This window comes from Brevibacterium aurantiacum, assembly GCF_007558825.1.
GTDB lineage: Bacteria > Actinomycetota > Actinomycetes > Actinomycetales > Brevibacteriaceae > Brevibacterium > Brevibacterium aurantiacum_A.
The window spans coordinates 1-15024 of record NZ_VLTK01000017.1 but is presented as its reverse complement, the minus strand read 5'-3'; the positions used below and the strand labels follow the sequence as shown (position 1 = coordinate 15024).

General features: G+C 56.2%; 16 protein-coding genes. 8 read left to right on the top strand and 8 right to left on the bottom strand.

The window, feature by feature from the left end; genetic code table 11:
* Window positions 1-415: 415 nt before the first annotated feature.
* From FO013_RS20035 to FO013_RS20025, 3 genes are read right to left on the bottom strand one after another with little or no spacing between them, the layout of a single operon-like run.
* Window positions 416-1447 (bottom strand): beta-eliminating lyase-related protein, encoded by a 1032-nt coding sequence (locus tag FO013_RS20035; RefSeq protein WP_143924330.1) that lies wholly within the window; start codon window positions 1445-1447, stop codon window positions 416-418.
* On the bottom strand, window positions 1440-3413 hold the full coding sequence (locus FO013_RS20030) for an alpha/beta hydrolase family protein (protein WP_143924329.1): 1974 nt from the start codon (window positions 3411-3413) through the stop codon (window positions 1440-1442). Before FO013_RS20030 ends, FO013_RS20035 begins: the two co-directional genes overlap by 8 nt.
* Before the next feature lie 37 nt (window positions 3414-3450).
* A complete protein-coding gene (locus FO013_RS20025; protein WP_186293230.1) occupies window positions 3451-4986 on the bottom strand; it encodes a peptide MFS transporter in 1536 nt (511 codons plus the stop codon).
* 143 nt (window positions 4987-5129) lie between these two features.
* Between FO013_RS20025 and FO013_RS23360 the strand changes: the two genes are divergently transcribed.
* Both FO013_RS23360 and FO013_RS20015 read left to right on the top strand, forming a co-directional pair.
* Complete coding sequence (locus tag FO013_RS23360; RefSeq protein ID WP_143924327.1) at window positions 5130-6122, top strand: LysR substrate-binding domain-containing protein; 993 nt, start codon at window positions 5130-5132, stop codon at window positions 6120-6122.
* A gap of 252 nt (window positions 6123-6374) precedes the next feature.
* Entirely contained in the window at window positions 6375-7055 is a 681-nt protein-coding gene (locus tag FO013_RS20015; RefSeq protein WP_143924326.1) for an SOS response-associated peptidase, read from the top strand.
* A gap of 23 nt (window positions 7056-7078) precedes the next feature.
* On the opposite strand, the gene FO013_RS20010 is transcribed toward FO013_RS20015, so the two are convergent.
* The gene (locus FO013_RS20010; RefSeq protein ID WP_143924325.1) at window positions 7079-7855 is read right to left on the bottom strand and encodes a hypothetical protein; all 777 of its coding nucleotides are present in this window, start codon (window positions 7853-7855) and stop codon (window positions 7079-7081) included.
* A gap of 256 nt (window positions 7856-8111) precedes the next feature.
* Between FO013_RS20010 and FO013_RS23025 the strand changes: the two genes are divergently transcribed.
* Window positions 8112-8549 carry a hypothetical protein gene (locus tag FO013_RS23025; RefSeq protein WP_260848295.1) on the top strand — a complete coding sequence of 146 codons (438 nt, stop codon included), beginning with the start codon at window positions 8112-8114 and terminating at the stop codon, window positions 8547-8549.
* A 346-nt stretch (window positions 8550-8895) separates the two neighbouring features.
* Here the strand turns inward: FO013_RS23025 and FO013_RS20000 are convergent, their stop codons facing one another.
* Complete coding sequence (locus FO013_RS20000; RefSeq protein ID WP_143924324.1) at window positions 8896-9477, bottom strand: recombinase family protein; 582 nt, start codon at window positions 9475-9477, stop codon at window positions 8896-8898.
* Between the two features lie 299 nt (window positions 9478-9776).
* Window positions 9777-10337: a hypothetical protein gene (locus FO013_RS19995; protein ID WP_143924323.1), complete on the bottom strand. Its 561-nt coding sequence runs from the start codon at window positions 10335-10337 to the stop codon at window positions 9777-9779.
* Between the two features lie 698 nt (window positions 10338-11035).
* Here FO013_RS19995 and FO013_RS19990 point away from each other — a divergent pair.
* Genes FO013_RS19990 through FO013_RS19980 form a run of 3 tightly spaced genes read left to right on the top strand, consistent with a single transcriptional unit; the run spans window position 11036 to window position 12436 of the window.
* Window positions 11036-11593: a hypothetical protein gene (locus FO013_RS19990; protein ID WP_143924322.1), complete on the top strand. Its 558-nt coding sequence runs from the start codon at window positions 11036-11038 to the stop codon at window positions 11591-11593.
* A 42-nt stretch (window positions 11594-11635) separates the two neighbouring features.
* A complete protein-coding gene (locus FO013_RS19985) occupies window positions 11636-12085 on the top strand; it encodes a prevent-host-death protein (protein ID WP_143924321.1) in 450 nt (149 codons plus the stop codon).
* Between the two features lie 6 nt (window positions 12086-12091).
* On the top strand, window positions 12092-12436 hold the full coding sequence (locus FO013_RS19980; protein ID WP_143924320.1) for a hypothetical protein: 345 nt from the start codon (window positions 12092-12094) through the stop codon (window positions 12434-12436).
* A gap of 57 nt (window positions 12437-12493) precedes the next feature.
* Here the strand turns inward: FO013_RS19980 and FO013_RS19975 are convergent, their stop codons facing one another.
* Window positions 12494-12709 carry a hypothetical protein gene (locus tag FO013_RS19975; protein ID WP_143924319.1) on the bottom strand — a complete coding sequence of 72 codons (216 nt, stop codon included), beginning with the start codon at window positions 12707-12709 and terminating at the stop codon, window positions 12494-12496.
* A gap of 554 nt (window positions 12710-13263) precedes the next feature.
* On the opposite strand from FO013_RS19975, the gene FO013_RS19970 reads away from it, so the two are divergent.
* Window positions 13264-13653 carry a hypothetical protein gene (locus FO013_RS19970; RefSeq protein ID WP_143924318.1) on the top strand — a complete coding sequence of 130 codons (390 nt, stop codon included), beginning with the start codon at window positions 13264-13266 and terminating at the stop codon, window positions 13651-13653.
* A gap of 6 nt (window positions 13654-13659) precedes the next feature.
* Window positions 13660-14058, top strand: coding sequence for an ATP-binding protein (locus FO013_RS19965; protein ID WP_143924317.1), 399 nt, complete (start codon window positions 13660-13662; stop codon window positions 14056-14058).
* Between the two features lie 90 nt (window positions 14059-14148).
* Here FO013_RS19965 and FO013_RS19960 read toward each other — a convergent pair.
* Window positions 14149-15024, bottom strand: an 876-nt coding sequence (locus FO013_RS19960; RefSeq protein WP_143924316.1) for an IS110 family RNA-guided transposase, incomplete at its 5' end; no start/stop codon positions are given.

Sequence of the window (15024 nt, the reverse complement as noted above, 5' to 3'; positions counted from 1 at the left end):
GTACGGGACGAATCGAGCGCGTCGTCGGTTGAACGTGTTGTTCGTGATATGGCCAAGCATGGGGTCTTCTTTGAACAGAAGACCCCGGTCGCTGCTTGACAATGAATATAAAGGGGCAAGGGCCCCTACCTCCGTTATCTCGCGCAAACGCCAGGCACCACAAATTAAGCTTTGAGTTTCCCTCGCGCGATCGTCGAAGGGCTGGAGCCCGGATCCACCATCCATATTGTGGCCTGCGACAAACTCGTGTGGCACTACTAAGCGTTGAGCATGTGATCCAGGGTGTCCTCCTGCAACAGTCGCTTAGCCCAAAGCACGGCGTACATCTATCCCACGAAGGAGAGCGTCTGTCATGTACCCGAATAAGTGTTACCTGCGATGAAGATAGAGTCGGGCCTGCCTCCTCAACTCCGAGTCATGTTTCTTGGGATAGCGCATGTGAGATGACGTTTGTTGCCTGGTCGATACCGCTATTCGATATATCACTGTGCAGGACAAACCTGAGCTCCTGCCCCGAAGGACCACCGAGCAGAACCCCATGTTTGGCGGCAAATGAACGAACCCGAAAAGCTGGGTCAGAACCACCTATGAAACGCGCACGTACGATGTTGGTCTTGATCTTGTCATCGACCTCTATTTGTGGAATGTTTCTTAACCGTTCTGCCAGCAACTTGGCCCGTGCCTGATCAGTTTCGAGTCGATCACGATAGCCGCGCAATGCTATCAATCCAGCAGCTGCAACAACGCCCACCTGCCTCAACTGTCCGCCGAGAAGCTGCCGCATTTTTCTTGCCTCGGCGATCCATTCCGTAGGGCCGGCGAGAACAGAGCCCATTGGTGCACCAAGGCCCTTGGATAGGCACACCATGACGCTGTCACTAACAGAAGCCAACTGACTCAGCGGCACACCAAGCGCGACTGACGCATTGAAAAGGCGAGCCCCGTCGAGATGGATGGATGGAAGACTCGCGTGCTGCGTACGCAACGTTTCGACCTTTTCAACGTGCCAGGGGACGCCTCCAGCTGCATTGTGCGTATTCTCCAGACAGAGAACCTGAGCTCCGTCGAGGCCCCCGGCTGCAACTTCGGGAAAGCCGCAGGAATCCGCAAGTGGACGTGCGCGAAGGCCGAATACTTCTGGATCAAAGGCTCCTCGCTCGAAGCGAAGGATATGCGAATTGGCTCCAACAGCGATAGTAGCTTCTCGCTTGCACCACGTCCGAAGAGCTATCATATTGGCCAGCACACCGGTTGTAACGAATATTGCCGCTGGCTTGTCCAGCTCGAGCGCGACAGCTTCCTCAAGTCGACGAACAGTGAGATCTCCGTATTGGCCATCGGGCAGCATCCTGCCGTCATCGCCGACCTCGGCTGCGGCCATGGCGGCCCGCATTTCACCAGTCGGTTTGGTGACAGTGTCACTGCGCAGGTCGATCCACTCAACCATCGTTGTTTCCCCTTCCTGGCGTGATGCGCGTGTCGGATGATTGGTATGCGGACTCGCCCGGCACGTCTACGAAGAACTGCTCGCTGAGGAAGCCTGTGACTGCCCTATACCAATCTCGAATGCCGTGGATCGTCGAGATGCGGTGTCCTTCCGTTGGTAAGTAGAGGAACCGGTGCGGCGATTGGCCTTGGTCGTTTTCGGAGAGCGCCGATGAAGAGAGAAGCTCCGACCACTGCAAGAAGGCCTGTTCGCGTGGCACGCAAGTGTCTCGTCCGCCCTGGCTGATGAGCATCGGTATGTCAATTTCGTGTACCCACCAACGCGGGGAGTGACGTCGTCTCATCGTTGCTGGCATTCGCCTGCGGAAGCGGGCAGGATCATCGGTTGTGGGGTGAAAGAGCTCGAGGTCCCATATTCCGGCGTGACTGATCGCGGCTTGGAATTTCTTGGTGCGAGCAGCCGCCCATGTCGCCAGGTAGCCACCAAAGGACGTTCCAATGACCGCCTTTCTCGTTGTGTCAATATCGGAGCGTTGACCGACTTCGCTAGTCACGTCCAGGAGGTCATTTAGCGGAGTGCCTCCCCAATCTCCCCAACCACGATCTATGAAGTCTTGGCCATATCCTGTAGACATCGCAATGTCCGGCATGAGGACGGCCACGCCCTGCGCGACTAGTGGCCATGGAGACCGGGCCCAGCGCCAACCGGCCCACGACACCGCTGGTCCGCCATGGACCCATACAACGAGTGGGACTGGTGTCTCGCTCCCGGCTGTATGGGGCAAAGTGAGCCAACATTTAATCGGCATTCCTTCGCGATTCAATATTGTGATTGCGTGCTGCCTGCCTTCGAACTGAGGCTGATCTTCAGGTATCCCCAGTGTTGTTGATATGCGATTCCGAACCCGTGTGAGATGACCCGAGTTTCGCAGTGTTGCGTGGACTGAATAGATGTCGGCCGTTCGCGGGTGGATCAATGAGGTGCCGTAGGCACCTTCGTCATCCGCAAGTTTCTCAACGCAGTCATGATCGACAGAGGCTTTGAAAAGAGAGGTGCTCCCCTCGTCGTCGGCTCTGACTAGAATCGAATTTTCATAGGGATACCAGGCAAGTGGGGTTGGCCATCGGTCCCAACCTGATCCTAGAGAACTGCGGGAAAATGTATCCAAGTCGACTACCGCGAGTGATCGACGTTCGCTCCGCTCGTTGAGATGCATCTCTTGCACCGCCGTAAACTTCCCGTCCATTGAGATCGGACCAGCAAGAAGCCGGCTGTCTGCCTCCTCATGCACCACCTCGACTGTGCCATTGATGAGGTCGGCAAGTACTAAATCGATCCTGATCTCGCCCTGTAAATGGCGAACACGGTTGGCCAATACTCTGAGGCCGTCCGGGTGCGGGAAGGCCTCATGTTCTATAGACAGCTGGGCGAGGTCCTGGTGATGGCGACGTAGCTTTCGTGTCACAGTATCGAGTGTGAAGAATTCGAGTATCTCGACTGTGTCAGTGTCATTCATTCTCACGGGGTAATGCTGGCGCAATCGATGCTGCAAATAGTCGGACGATCGTCGCTCAATTCGATCTGGTGCAATGCATTGAATGAGAACAGAACCGTTGTCTTCATTTGAGTCCATAGACCGAACACGCTCGACGCGCGTAATTTCGCGTTCTCTTCCATTCTCTTCGATTTCAACGACTACGTTGCCGGACTGCCGCGGAATTTGTTCGCTGAGATAGATCTTTTCAGCTCCAACGGCGCACACAGAGGTCACGCGTTGCTGTCTGCTCGCTAGCAGAATCGGCACCTGGTTCTTTTGATCGATCTGATAGACCAACGATGAAATTTGACCAGATACTTCGACGGTGTCGACCACGGCAACTATTCGGGTTCCATCTTCGTTCATGGCAACATGAGTGAGTCGGGAAGAGTTGAGGAAGTCGTCGATTGTTTGAGGAATTTCTGTCATAGTTCAGTACCTGTCTGATGCGATTGAAAATGGGTGTTTAGGCCTGCCTGCTGTCGCCGATAGGTTCGACATTACTCGCCGCTACAGGATCTGCAGGCCCCTCTACTAGTGATGTAATAGCTGAAATTCGGGTCGCGAGAATACCGAGAACGACTACCGTGACCACGGTCGCTGCAGTGAGGATGTAATAGAAAACAGAATCGTTGACGCCAGCCAGGAGGCGAATGATCACCGCGGCTAGGCCTTGAGCGAGAGCGTTGTTAAGCAGCCATACGGCCATGCCCTGACCTTTGAACGCCCGGGGCATCAGCAGTGTTGTGGCCGCCGCTCCAACTGGTGAAATAAAGACGATGCCAGTCGTCTGGACTACGAACACCAACGCGAGAAACCACCATGGGGCAAGCGACTCGCCACCGGTCCATGTTGCAAAGCCCACGCCCATGAGGAGCGCAGAAGTCCCGAGTAGAACCGTGCCAAAAATGAACTTGTGGATCACTCCTGGAAATTTCCCGGCACGTCGAGTGAACCAATAAGCAAGAATTGGTGCAGCAATCAAACAAACCCAAGGATTAATTGATTGGTACCACTCAGGAGGAATGCCGAAGCCCCCTACGTTTAGTTGAGTGTTCGACAGAGCGAATGAGGCCATCTTCACTGCTGCTTGTTCTTCGATCATCCACACAACCATCGCTGCTAGCCACAATGGCAGATACGCGCGTAGATAGCTGCGTTCATCCGCGTTCACCTTTTTGCTACGAAACATCGTGACGAAGTAGGCAACGGCTACGATTGCGGCCACCGTTGCTACTGTGCCTACTATCGCATCGGTGATGTCCGGCAGAAGTACGATGAATCCGAGAAAGAGAGCTCCCACGGCGACCACGGAGCCTAGGGTGAAAATGAACAGTCGGCGTTGTCCACCATTGCTCAGCGGTTGTGATGCTGTCATAACCGATTCGGGCATCCTGGACCGGCCAACAATAAAGATTAGCAGCGATAGTGCCATGCCGATTGCCGCCGCTGAGAATCCGGCGTGATAGCCACCCGCTGCCCTCATGCCACCGATTACAAAGGGTGCAAGGAATGCTCCGATGTTGACTGAGAAGTACATGAGTTGAAAACCGCCGTGCCGACGTGGATCGCCCTCTGCATAGACCTCTCCGAACATGGCTTGAAGATTGGGTTTGAGCAGACCGGTTCCAAGCGCGATACAGCAAATGCCTACCCAAGACATCGGCGAAGTCGGCAAGGTAAGTGCGAGATGACCGAACATGATCACAACTCCGCCGTATAGTGTCGCCTTCCACAAGCCGACCACACGATCAGAGAGGATTCCGCCGACAATGGCCAGTAGGTATGCGCTTGCTCCATAGGCGGCAACCAATGCCTGGCCAATTGGCTCTGAAATGCCGAGGCCGCCGTTGATTCCTTCGTCAATCACGAAGTAGAGAAGGATGGCCCGCATTCCGTAATAGGAGAAGCGTTCACACATCTCCATTGAAAACAGCCACCCTAGCCCTGAAGGATGACCGAAGAACCCTCGATGGGACTTCCCGATCTGATAACTCGACATGGCGTCATTGCCTTTCTCTGACGTGAACTCCGGCCACATGCGCAGTGCAGCATGGGTATGTATCTGTGCTTACATCAAGATAGACGATCAACTGAAGCAAACATGCGAGAATCCGGACCTGCCACCGGCACAAGTTTCTATACATGTGTTTAGTTCTTCTAATATGCACTGGCCGGAACCCTGCTATTTTGGACAGCATGCTGAACATGGATTGGTTACACTGCCTGATTGAACTCGACCGCACGGGCAGCGTTAGTGGCGCCGCCAGAGCTCTCCATGTGACACCGTCAGCCGTGTCTCAGCGGCTCAAAGCGCTGAGTAGGGCACTCGGCATCGAAGTTGTGACATCATCCACCTCCGGCAGCTCGTGTACAGAAGCTGGTCGCGTTCTTGTCCAACATGGTCTGCAAGCGTTGTCGCAACTTACGGCCGCTGAAGAAGCAGCCCGCGCCCTTGCGTCCACACAGCAACATGAGATCGCGGTAGCCTGCTTTCCGAGCGGCGTTGGATCGCTACTGCCTCGAATCATGAAACGAATCAGCAATGAAGACGAACAGTTGCGAGTACGTTTTGACGTAATGACGAGCCATGAGATTGTAAAAGCCTTACAAGACGGGTCCGTAGACATCGGCCTTCTTGCTCGCTATCCCCTTGATGACCCCGCAGGACAAGGGCTTCACGAGGTCCAACTTGGTCGAGATGAGCTTCAGGTCGTGCTCCCGCGAGAACACAGTCTCGCGTTGACAGATGCGGTCGATCTGAGTGATCTCGAGGGGGTACCGATTATAGTCGAAGGTAAGAATAGCCAGTCGTGCAGATCTTTCCTTCAGACTTGTGACGCTGAGGGCGTCAACCCAAAAGTAGTAGCGTACAGCCCTGACGCTGGCGTTGCCATCGAAATGGTGGCGCAAGGAACTGGCATTGCAATAGTTCCTGGCCTTGCTATGAGCTGGACGGCCCCAAATATGGTCCTGCGCCGCCTCCGTCCTGAGGTTTCACGATCAATAGTTGTGTCGTGCCGAACGGAGTCTGCCGAAAGACCTCAAACTCTGGCGTTCACCGTTGCGGCGCACACGTCCTGGCGCGCGTACGAACTTATTTCTCGAATGGACAGACATAGTCCGCCTTATAGCTGACTGCAAACTACGCATTTGCGTAACGTTGGCGAGGAAATTATGACGATCATCGAGATCTAGGCGTCACACCAACATTCTATAATTGACTTCGTGCACAAGCGCTCGTCGGCTTCGGGGATTCTCCGATAGGCAGCCAACCGACCGCACCCGCTGCGATATTCCTTGTCGCTCCGCGCTGATCCGTCGCTAGGCACCATTTGTTGAGACCCCTGCGCATTCAAGTGCCGCAGCAGTCGTGCCACACTCGTTCTTATGTGTGGCAGATACACGCTAGACGTGTCCTCAGCAGAGCTTGGCCGGATGCTCGAAGCCGATGTGGCCGCTGAGTGGACTGCCTCATGGAATATCAAGCCCACACAGCGCGTCCCCGCCTTCTTCGAGACCATCACTGACGATGGCGAGATCACGCGAAAAGGCGAGATCGCACGGTGGTCGCTTCTGCCACCGTGGGCCGAGTCCACAAAGCTGAAGTTCCCCACCTTCAACGCCCGCAGTGAAGGGCCGGCGTCGAAGAACACATGGCGGGGACCGATCAAGCACTCCCGCGCAATACTTCCGGCGACCGGCTACTACGAATGGAAGACTGAGGGGAAGACGAAGACTCCGAACTATATTCACTTACCCGATGATCCGCTGCTCTTCGCCGGCCTCTATTCATGGTGGCGGCCGAAGGGCTCAGATGACGCTTGGACTCTGACGACGACAATCGTCACTCGCCCCTCCACCGGTGACGTCGCCGAGCTCCACGATCGGGCACCGGTCATCCTTCCACCCGACTTCGTCGACGAATGGGTTGATGCAGGAACAGAAGGCGACCAGACTCTCGTCGACGCCGCAGTCGCAGCCTCCACCCCACAGCTTGAACAACTGGAATTCCACGAGGTCGCCAAACTCACCGGCGACGGCCCCGAGTTGGTGAAGCCTTCAAGCTGAGATCGCGTTACGTGCAGCGCTTTTCAGGCTTCCTCACCCTTCCATGCCGCGCGGATGTGCTGCCACAGTGAGCGATGCTTTGGCTCCTTGATCTCCTCCTCGTCAACGACAACAGTTGGTACGGTGTCGACGAACTCCGGGTAGACCCGCGCATACGCCTCATTGATGCGCTGGCGCTTGGCATTAGGTTCCAGAGCCCATGTATATGGGAGGTCAATCTTCAGCCGCGGTGAGAACATGTGGCTGTACTTCGGCGGTTCTTCGTCGATCCACCCTAGCTTGGCAATCGCCTCCGCATGGCGACGCTCCTCGTCCGAATCAAGATTGATCACGACCTCATCTCCTGCCGCCAATGGTGAGTACTCAAACTCAACTCGAGCCGGAAACCTGCTCAGCCTCAGAGCTTTGACCGTGTGCACTCGATGGCGAGAATTCCCGGTCTCATAGATCGGGCCTTCTGGACCGTGATGGCGAAACAAGCGCAGTCGACCCATACGCGAGAACCAATCATCGAAATCCGGATCACTAGAGTCGATGAGGCCCTGGACGATCTGACGGTATGAGTCGCCGCGGTTATTCACTCCACCCCATTTGACTGCTTCACCCCCATCGACAATCGAGTCCACGTGAATATCTGTGGATTCATTCACCGTGCGCTGGTTGCCGTAGTTGCCGTTCATTAGCACAACGGGCGGGTTGGCGTTCATCTGATCCCACCGTGAGTCCAACCATTCTTGGGCCGTACCGAAGGCGACCACTTCACTCTTCACCTGCGCCAGCTCTTCGATCACTTCAGTCATGATTGGTTCGCCTCCTCTGCTTCGACAGCCTGCGATTTGCAAGCTCTCAAAACCAGTCTGGCATCTGGCAGGGGCAACCTTCGTGTCCTCGCGGTGCAGCGACTTTTCAAGGCGCTAGAGGCGACGCCCGCCCTGCCGCGCGACCGACAGTTGCAGCGAACCCGAGGTCAACGTAGAATCGTCGTTGTAAGCCCCGTGTGGACCGCTGGTTTCGACCATGTCGCCGGGGCACTGCTTTTTTTGGCATACTCGTCTCATGTCTGACCGTTGGATTGAAGCGTGGCTTGGAGCCGCACGCTTTAAACGATACCTAGATGAGTGTGCCGGCGATCGCGGTCGGGCCCTCGCTCTATACGAATGGAACGTCGAGCTTGGCCAGGCGCTCATGCACGACATCGCCCACTTTGAAGTGGCACTGCGCAATGTCTATGACACAACGATCTCCGCTTCCTGGCCTCACCGGACGCACTGGCTACTTCACCCGGAATCCCCTGCTGTAATGCCAATTTGGCGCACAAAGTCAGTCAAGGGCGCTAAACGGGGATCGGACGTCAACTTCCTCACCCGCAAGAATGTCGATGAGGCAATCAAGAAGTGTGGCTACGGAAATGCCAATCCTGGAAAGGTCATTGCCGAACTGACGTTTGGATTTTGGCGTCAGTTCACCACGGCTTCGATGGAGAAAAGCGTCTAGGTTCCATATCTGCACAAAGCATTCCCTCGCGGCACTTCGCGCAGCACTGTCGACGCTCAAATCTCGGCAGTAAATACGCTGCGCAACCGAATCGCTCATCATGAACCTTTGTTCGCGCAAACGCTCGATCCCAATGCCGTCCATGACGACATGTTGGAATGCCTTCTACTGTTATCGCCGGACGTACACGCTCATGTCTTGAGAACTTCCAGCGTCCTGCCGCTCTTGGCCGCCAAGCCGTAGCGGGCACCACCTGAGTTCAAGCTCTCGCTGGTTTTGTACTTCGCGTGACGTAACACAGGAGACAGAGGGCCATGCTGGCCTGCCGGACAGCATGGATACCAGTCTATTGGGACAGCGCCCGTGAACGCCGGTAAAACGTGGCCCTCGACATCCCGAGATCGCGTGCGACCGCGGCTGCCGGCTCACCGCTTTCGACCAAGCGAACAGCGTTGCGGATCTGGCTGTCAGTGATTCGGCGAGGCCGCCCACCAAGGTCGAGGCCTGCTTCTCTTCGTTTTTTGACTGAGTCGGTGACACGTTCACGTTTGATCTCGAGCTCCATCTGCGCCAAGGCTGCCATGATCGTGAACAGCATCGATCCCATGGGCGATGAGGTGTCGACGTCTCCCCCGCCGAGGTTGAGGACTCGCAATCCGGCACCACGGGTCCTGAGGTCTTCGGCAAAGGCGAGCATATTCTGTGTGGACCTGCCAAGGCGATCGAGAGTCGTAATCACGAGAGTATCGCCTTCGATGAGTGCCTCCAGAGCGAGGTCGAACTGTGGCCGTGAGGCTCGTGAACCAGAAACGCCGTGATCAACATAGAGGTCGTCATGGCGAACGCCAGCCTTGAGGAGATCCGCCTGTTGTCTGTCAGTGTCTTGGGCTCGTGTCGATACTCGTGCGTATCCGATCAGTTTCGCCATGGGCCGCTCCTGTGTGTCTCGTAACCAACTACGTGCACGCCTTGTTCAGCGTCAGGTTACAAGACATAGTTCTAAGAATCTGGGAGTTCGGACGCAACCCCAGAAATCCGCGATTGTCACCTCACTCGTCAGCAGCGAATTTTCAGACCGGTGAGACGCCTCATAACCCGTGAGTTTAGAGACAAGGGGGGTATTTGTACCGTTTCGGATATCCTCCACCCGTTCAGCAGCCTAGTGAATAAGTACAGAGGGTGGCGCTCCAGGCACCACCCTCTGTACTTCCGCTCTATGAGCGAGAGTTACTCTCGCGAGATGCCGGTAACAGTTACCTTCTTCGTCAACTGCACAGCCCGATTTTTGGGCTGCCACCCGTCCCACTTTCCACTGATCTTCACACGTCCCTGCTTGTTGCCGGTGTGGTACCAGCTGATGCCCTTCCATGTGGCGTTTAGAGTTCCGGTCCCTCTGAATCCATAGGAGTTAGCGCCTCGCATGCAGAAATGACCTGCTGAGGCATCGCAGCCCGGCCCAACGCTAGTGATCTTGAGTGCCGAGATGCCAGATTCGACTTTAGCGGCAACGATTTCACCATTGTCGGGATCAACAACTACCGTTGCTGGCGCTCCTGACTCATCAATTTTCGCAATTTTGGCGGGGTCAGTTGTGGCTCCCGGTACAAGTTCGAGCGGATCAGCTTCCGCACCGTCCGCGAGGAGCGCGTCGATACGGTCGTCTTCACTGACGGGCGCTGATGCAACCTGCTCAATGCCCCCTTCTGATGCCGCCATTGCAGGGGCGGCGACGATCGAGGAACCAGTGAGCAACGCGAGGCCACCAACAATAGAGGCGAGCTTCTTCATGATTATCCGTTCTATAGGGAGCGTCGGGGTCCAACCACCGTATCGAAGAATTTTGACTTCATCCATCGTTTTATGAGGAAACTCCGAATCCGGTCTTCTTGCTGTCCGACAGCCAAACGCGAAAGGCGTCACTGGTTGAGCGGTTTGACTCAACGGCCAGCAAGGTTGCGTGGCAAATCATAACCTTTCTAATCGCCCAACGTGCACACCCCCTTGACGTTGGGAATGTCGTGTATTTTCTGAAGCCTGCTGCCCCTCCAGCCCCATATCCTCGGTGTCGTGCGGTCGGCTACTGAACGCTGTTGTTCAGTACTCGTGTACACAACGCAGCGAAACGTTAGAAGTCGCCTGCGCGAACCTCACCATCCCCGATATGAAGGGCTGGTGTCAGTGAGAGACCCTCAACTGACACCAGCCCTTAGCACCATTGCGTGCAACCGCCTTCTGGAGCTGATAGATGAACTCAGTGCCGCCACCGAGCGTTGCCAGTTAGCCGCCATTTATCGCTGAAGCTCACGCTCGGACACAGCCCCGAAAATCTGCTGTTGCTTCCTCATCCGTCAGCAGCGAATTTTCAGACTGGTGAGACGCCTCATTTCCCGTGGGGAATGAGGCGCTTGAAAGGTTGGTCCTCTCACTCGGAATCCTCCGTCGGGTGGGTATTGCCAACCCATCACCTGCCAGCGAACAATGAAAGCATGAACTTCGACGACGACAGCGGCCCGATTACTCGAGCCCAAGAGACGTGGCTGAGGGAATTCAACGAAGCGTTCTCCTCGCTTCCATCGTCGGCAGACCTTGATCTTGCCGAGGGCGACATCGACGTCGAACCTTTGCCAATTGACCAGCTGCGCCGCGAGTCTGCCTACTCTCATATTGTCGCGTCCACCGATGTCATGGACGACGAGGTGCAGAAAGCGAAAGCTATTCGGGACCTCCAGCAGTGCAGCGTCAGGGACCAGAGACGATCCACTTTCGCAGACCTTCGGGCTGTCATCGCCCTTTCGCCAGTGTTGACGACAATGCTGACCGAAGACGCTGCCGATGACCTTCTCGACCGACTGGCCCCTCTCGTCAGGCCCGCCTCGAGTCAGCTCGCCCAAGCCAGGATGATGATCAAGGTCGTCGCCCGTAGAACCATTTCCACTGACGACGGGATCGGATCATTCGGAAATCGAGGGCGCGGGGAACTCGACCACACAGTCATCGGTGACGACCTTGGAAACAACGTCACCCCGCTACATCGGAAGTCATAGCTCTGATTGAATTCAGAATACGTTCTGAAGTATGATTGCCCCATGAAGACAGAAGCCCGTCCATCCTTCAAGTCCTCCGAACTCAGCCGCTCTTCTGCCGATGTTTTCGCTGAGGCCTCCGACCACCCTGTGACCGTCACCCGGCGTGACGGCGAGAACCTTACTCTCATGTCAGAGCGCGAAGACCGTGCACGCAACGAGCTTCTCGAAATCGCCGGCCAACTCATCGGCGCGGCCACCATGAACGACGGAAACCTGACCCGCTTCATGACTGACCACTTCCCTTGGATGCTCGCATTTAGCCCTCAAGATCAGGACGAATGCGCCCGCGACGTGCTCAACGCCGCACGAGCCAGCTTCTCTGTCGGCCAGTCCCATCTCGCACTCTCAACACTGACATCGTGGCGAGAGACTGCCGAAGCGATCGCCGCGGGGCTTGGAGAGTCGCCAGTCGAATGGCTTGAGGACGACGAACCCGTCGAGCGTCCCTGAGCTCCAATGCCCAAGGATCACAGGGTCACCAGACCGACGAAGAAGATCGAGTTTGAGCTGCGGTTTGCCTCACGCCAGGCAGAGAAAGGATGGCGTGATCTCTGCGCCACCATACGTGGCCCTCTCACCGACACCTGGGACTTCCTCACCCGGACGCCGCTGGAGAATACTCCCGCGAACTATCCGTTGAAAGCCAACCTCTCCACCGTGACACGGGACGGTGTCAGGCATCAGCGATGGCAGCATAAGCCCACCCAGAAGGGCGATGCACGAATCTGGTTCTACGTTGTCGGAAACGTTGTCTTCCTCGAAGATGTACACACGGCACACCCATCAGAGACAAAGAACTGACCCCCAACGCTTTTCAACGCTGAGGGCCAGCAAACAGCATTCGCCTGTCCGGCAAATTCAGGTTGCACTCGAAAGCTGCCGATTGATCCACGGGATCAGATCTTCGCGGTGATAGACACGGAACGGTTTCGGCTTCGCCTCGCGGAATTCCACGTACGGCGGAGTATTGTCTTTGCTGCTCATCGCGCGTTCGAACGCCGCCCGCGAGATGCCATTCTGTTCTGCGAATCGGATCGCACCGTCGTCATAGAAGTAGTCCACGTCCTTCTTCATGATCTGCTGTCCTTCCATCGTTGGCTGACCCCGCTGTGGGGCTCTGCGACCCAGTCTGTCGGTCTTGCCTGAGACTCCGCTCACTAAATTCGACACGGGAAACACCGGAGATTCAACGATTGATTCTCGATTGTGCTCGTATTCGAATCGATTCGAGGTGGCCAGAATCCAATCAACTGCATTTCAACCGAATCTTCTTGCTGCAAATTACCAGCTCCTTCCAGACCGTTAGTCAGCATCATTGCCGAACCACTAGGCCAGGCGGGCTCTGTCTAGAGAAAAAGCCAGAACTCGAACCCGACACACCAGTGATCGTTGGATCGCGCAAATCACTCCATTGTTCGATATAATAGCGATTGTCCGGACAATGTTACGGATCACTGACCTCGCGCAACCCCCACACGGTTGCCTTCGAAGGGTCGGGGTAGGTGCTACGCATCAGCATGAACAAGATGGTTACTGATTGACGACAGCTCAATATCTTGTGGTCTCATCAAGTCATCAAGTCTGTGTGGGAGGCGCGAGACACAAACAGATGAAAGGTCGAACACATCATGACAAAGAACGACGCTCGCAAGATTCAAGCCCGTAATTTTGCCGAGTCCTCTGACACTTCTTACAATCGCGCACTCAATTCGACGAGACGGCGAACGAGAAACCAGCGCCCCGAGACGCCGACGGGAGTCAAGACCCCGGTCGAGCGCACCAGTTCGATGTTCGATGACTCCCCGATTGTCGACACCAGTGAAGTCGAGGTGCCGATCGGACATTTCGGGTCCACTGAGTTCGTCTTCCCTCTTGGACGCGAGTCCTCAACGTGCGGCCTCATCCATGGGTGGAGCCGACAGGGCAAGACGGTGCTCGTTCGCGGTGCAGTCGCTTTCGCCAGAGAGGCTCTCCCAGACGCTGAGATGACTATCGTCACGAAGATTGATTCAGAATAGGAGTCTGTGTCAGACCAGGTTGACGAAGTCAGTTATGACGAAGCGGCAGGGGTTCTGAAGAAGATGGCAGATGGTCTCGACTTTGCTTCAACCAGACCACCTGCCCCCAGGCTGCTCGTTATCGACGAGGTGACAACCTTGCATCCGGACGCCATCGATCCACTGATCCGGTTGCTCGACGTCAGGAGCGTGCTGGGGTTGACCATCCTCATCACCTCACGGGCCTCCTTTGGCGACTCGCCCAACCTAACGTTGTCGTCCTCTATGAGGCGGCTGATGACCGTCTCAGACCGGCTGGCGGCGTGGCGAGTGACCTTTACCCAGACCATCGAGCTGAGCCACTATCAAGAGTCGCGCTTAGGTCCAGGTGCTCCCAAACACAAGATGCGCGGATACGCCGAATAGACTCCGACATGAACAAGGAGCTCACCAAGTTCCCGAACCTCACAGGACATTAACCGTCATGCGGCTTGCGGAGCCCCGTTACATTCATTGTCAAGCAGCAGCCGGGGTCTTCGCCTCGTAGAAGACCCCGTGCTTGACCATCGCGAAGAGCACGTTCAACCGACGGCGCGCTAGGCACATCACCGCCGCGTTATGACGCTTCCCCTCAGCACGTTTCCGGTCGTAGTAGACCTTCGATAGCGGGTCGTGACACGACGCGACCCACGCCGAATGGAATAACGCATTCTTCAACCGCTTGTTAGCCGCCCGCGACGGGAACTCACCCCGAATCGACGTCCCCGACCGACGCGTGACCGGAGCAATACCCGCATACGCTGCCAAATGACCGGCAGTTTTGAACGAAGAGAAGTCTCCGGCTGCCAGGAGAATCTGGGATGCGGTCTTAACGCCGACTCCCGGCATGGACGTTAAGACCTGAAGAAGAGGGAGCGAATCAGCTAACCCCTCAGCCTCTGCCTCGATCTCCTGACGCTCGGCCTTCAACGCCTTGATCCGCATCGCGTGCCGTGGCACCACCGACTCCGACGCCTCGGTACCCGGCACGATCACAGTCTGTTCAGCCAGAGCCTCGAAGATGGCATCGATGAGAACCGACGGGTCTTTGCGAGTGTGATCCTTCGCCCACCGCTTCACCCCCGACTTCCCAGCCGACCGCAGCCCGACCGGACCCCGATACCGGATCAACACATCCAGCACGATCGTCCTGGTCAGGACGGTGCCCTTGAAGACGCGCTCCAACGCCGGATGGATCTGCAATAGCAGGGACCGCAGCCTGTTGATCGCTCTCGTGATGTCATGAGCGAGGTCTTCGTCCGTGCCGGCCAGGACCTTCAGATTGGCCAACACGTCGGACTCACGGTCAACGGACCGAAGCGTGTGCGGCATAGTTCTGGCGGTGTCGGCAAT

What these genes read in the sequence shown, in the direction of transcription:
- FO013_RS20035 (WP_143924330.1), bottom strand. Translation starts at nt 1,447, where the DNA reads ATGGTTGAGTGGATCGACCTGCGCAGTGACACTGTCACCAAACCGACT.
- FO013_RS19980 (WP_143924320.1), top strand. Translation starts at nt 12,092, where the DNA reads ATGCCCAAGGATCACAGGGTCACCAGACCGACGAAGAAGATCGAGTTT.
- FO013_RS19970 (WP_143924318.1), top strand. Translation starts at nt 13,264, where the DNA reads ATGACAAAGAACGACGCTCGCAAGATTCAAGCCCGTAATTTTGCCGAG.
- FO013_RS20000 (WP_143924324.1), bottom strand. Translation starts at nt 9,477, where the DNA reads ATGGCGAAACTGATCGGATACGCACGAGTATCGACACGAGCCCAAGAC.
- FO013_RS20030 (WP_143924329.1), bottom strand. Translation starts at nt 3,413, where the DNA reads ATGACAGAAATTCCTCAAACAATCGACGACTTCCTCAACTCTTCCCGA.
- FO013_RS20010 (WP_143924325.1), bottom strand. Translation starts at nt 7,855, where the DNA reads ATGACTGAAGTGATCGAAGAGCTGGCGCAGGTGAAGAGTGAAGTGGTC.
- FO013_RS23025 (WP_260848295.1), top strand. Translation starts at nt 8,112, where the DNA reads ATGTCTGACCGTTGGATTGAAGCGTGGCTTGGAGCCGCACGCTTTAAA.
- FO013_RS19985 (WP_143924321.1), top strand. Translation starts at nt 11,636, where the DNA reads ATGAAGACAGAAGCCCGTCCATCCTTCAAGTCCTCCGAACTCAGCCGC.
- FO013_RS23360 (WP_143924327.1), top strand. Translation starts at nt 5,130, where the DNA reads ATGTGTTTAGTTCTTCTAATATGCACTGGCCGGAACCCTGCTATTTTG.
- FO013_RS19975 (WP_143924319.1), bottom strand. Translation starts at nt 12,709, where the DNA reads ATGAAGAAGGACGTGGACTACTTCTATGACGACGGTGCGATCCGATTC.
- FO013_RS20025 (WP_186293230.1), bottom strand. Translation starts at nt 4,986, where the DNA reads ATGTCGAGTTATCAGATCGGGAAGTCCCATCGAGGGTTCTTCGGTCAT.
- FO013_RS19995 (WP_143924323.1), bottom strand. Translation starts at nt 10,337, where the DNA reads ATGAAGAAGCTCGCCTCTATTGTTGGTGGCCTCGCGTTGCTCACTGGT.
- FO013_RS19990 (WP_143924322.1), top strand. Translation starts at nt 11,036, where the DNA reads ATGAACTTCGACGACGACAGCGGCCCGATTACTCGAGCCCAAGAGACG.
- FO013_RS20015 (WP_143924326.1), top strand. Translation starts at nt 6,375, where the DNA reads ATGTGTGGCAGATACACGCTAGACGTGTCCTCAGCAGAGCTTGGCCGG.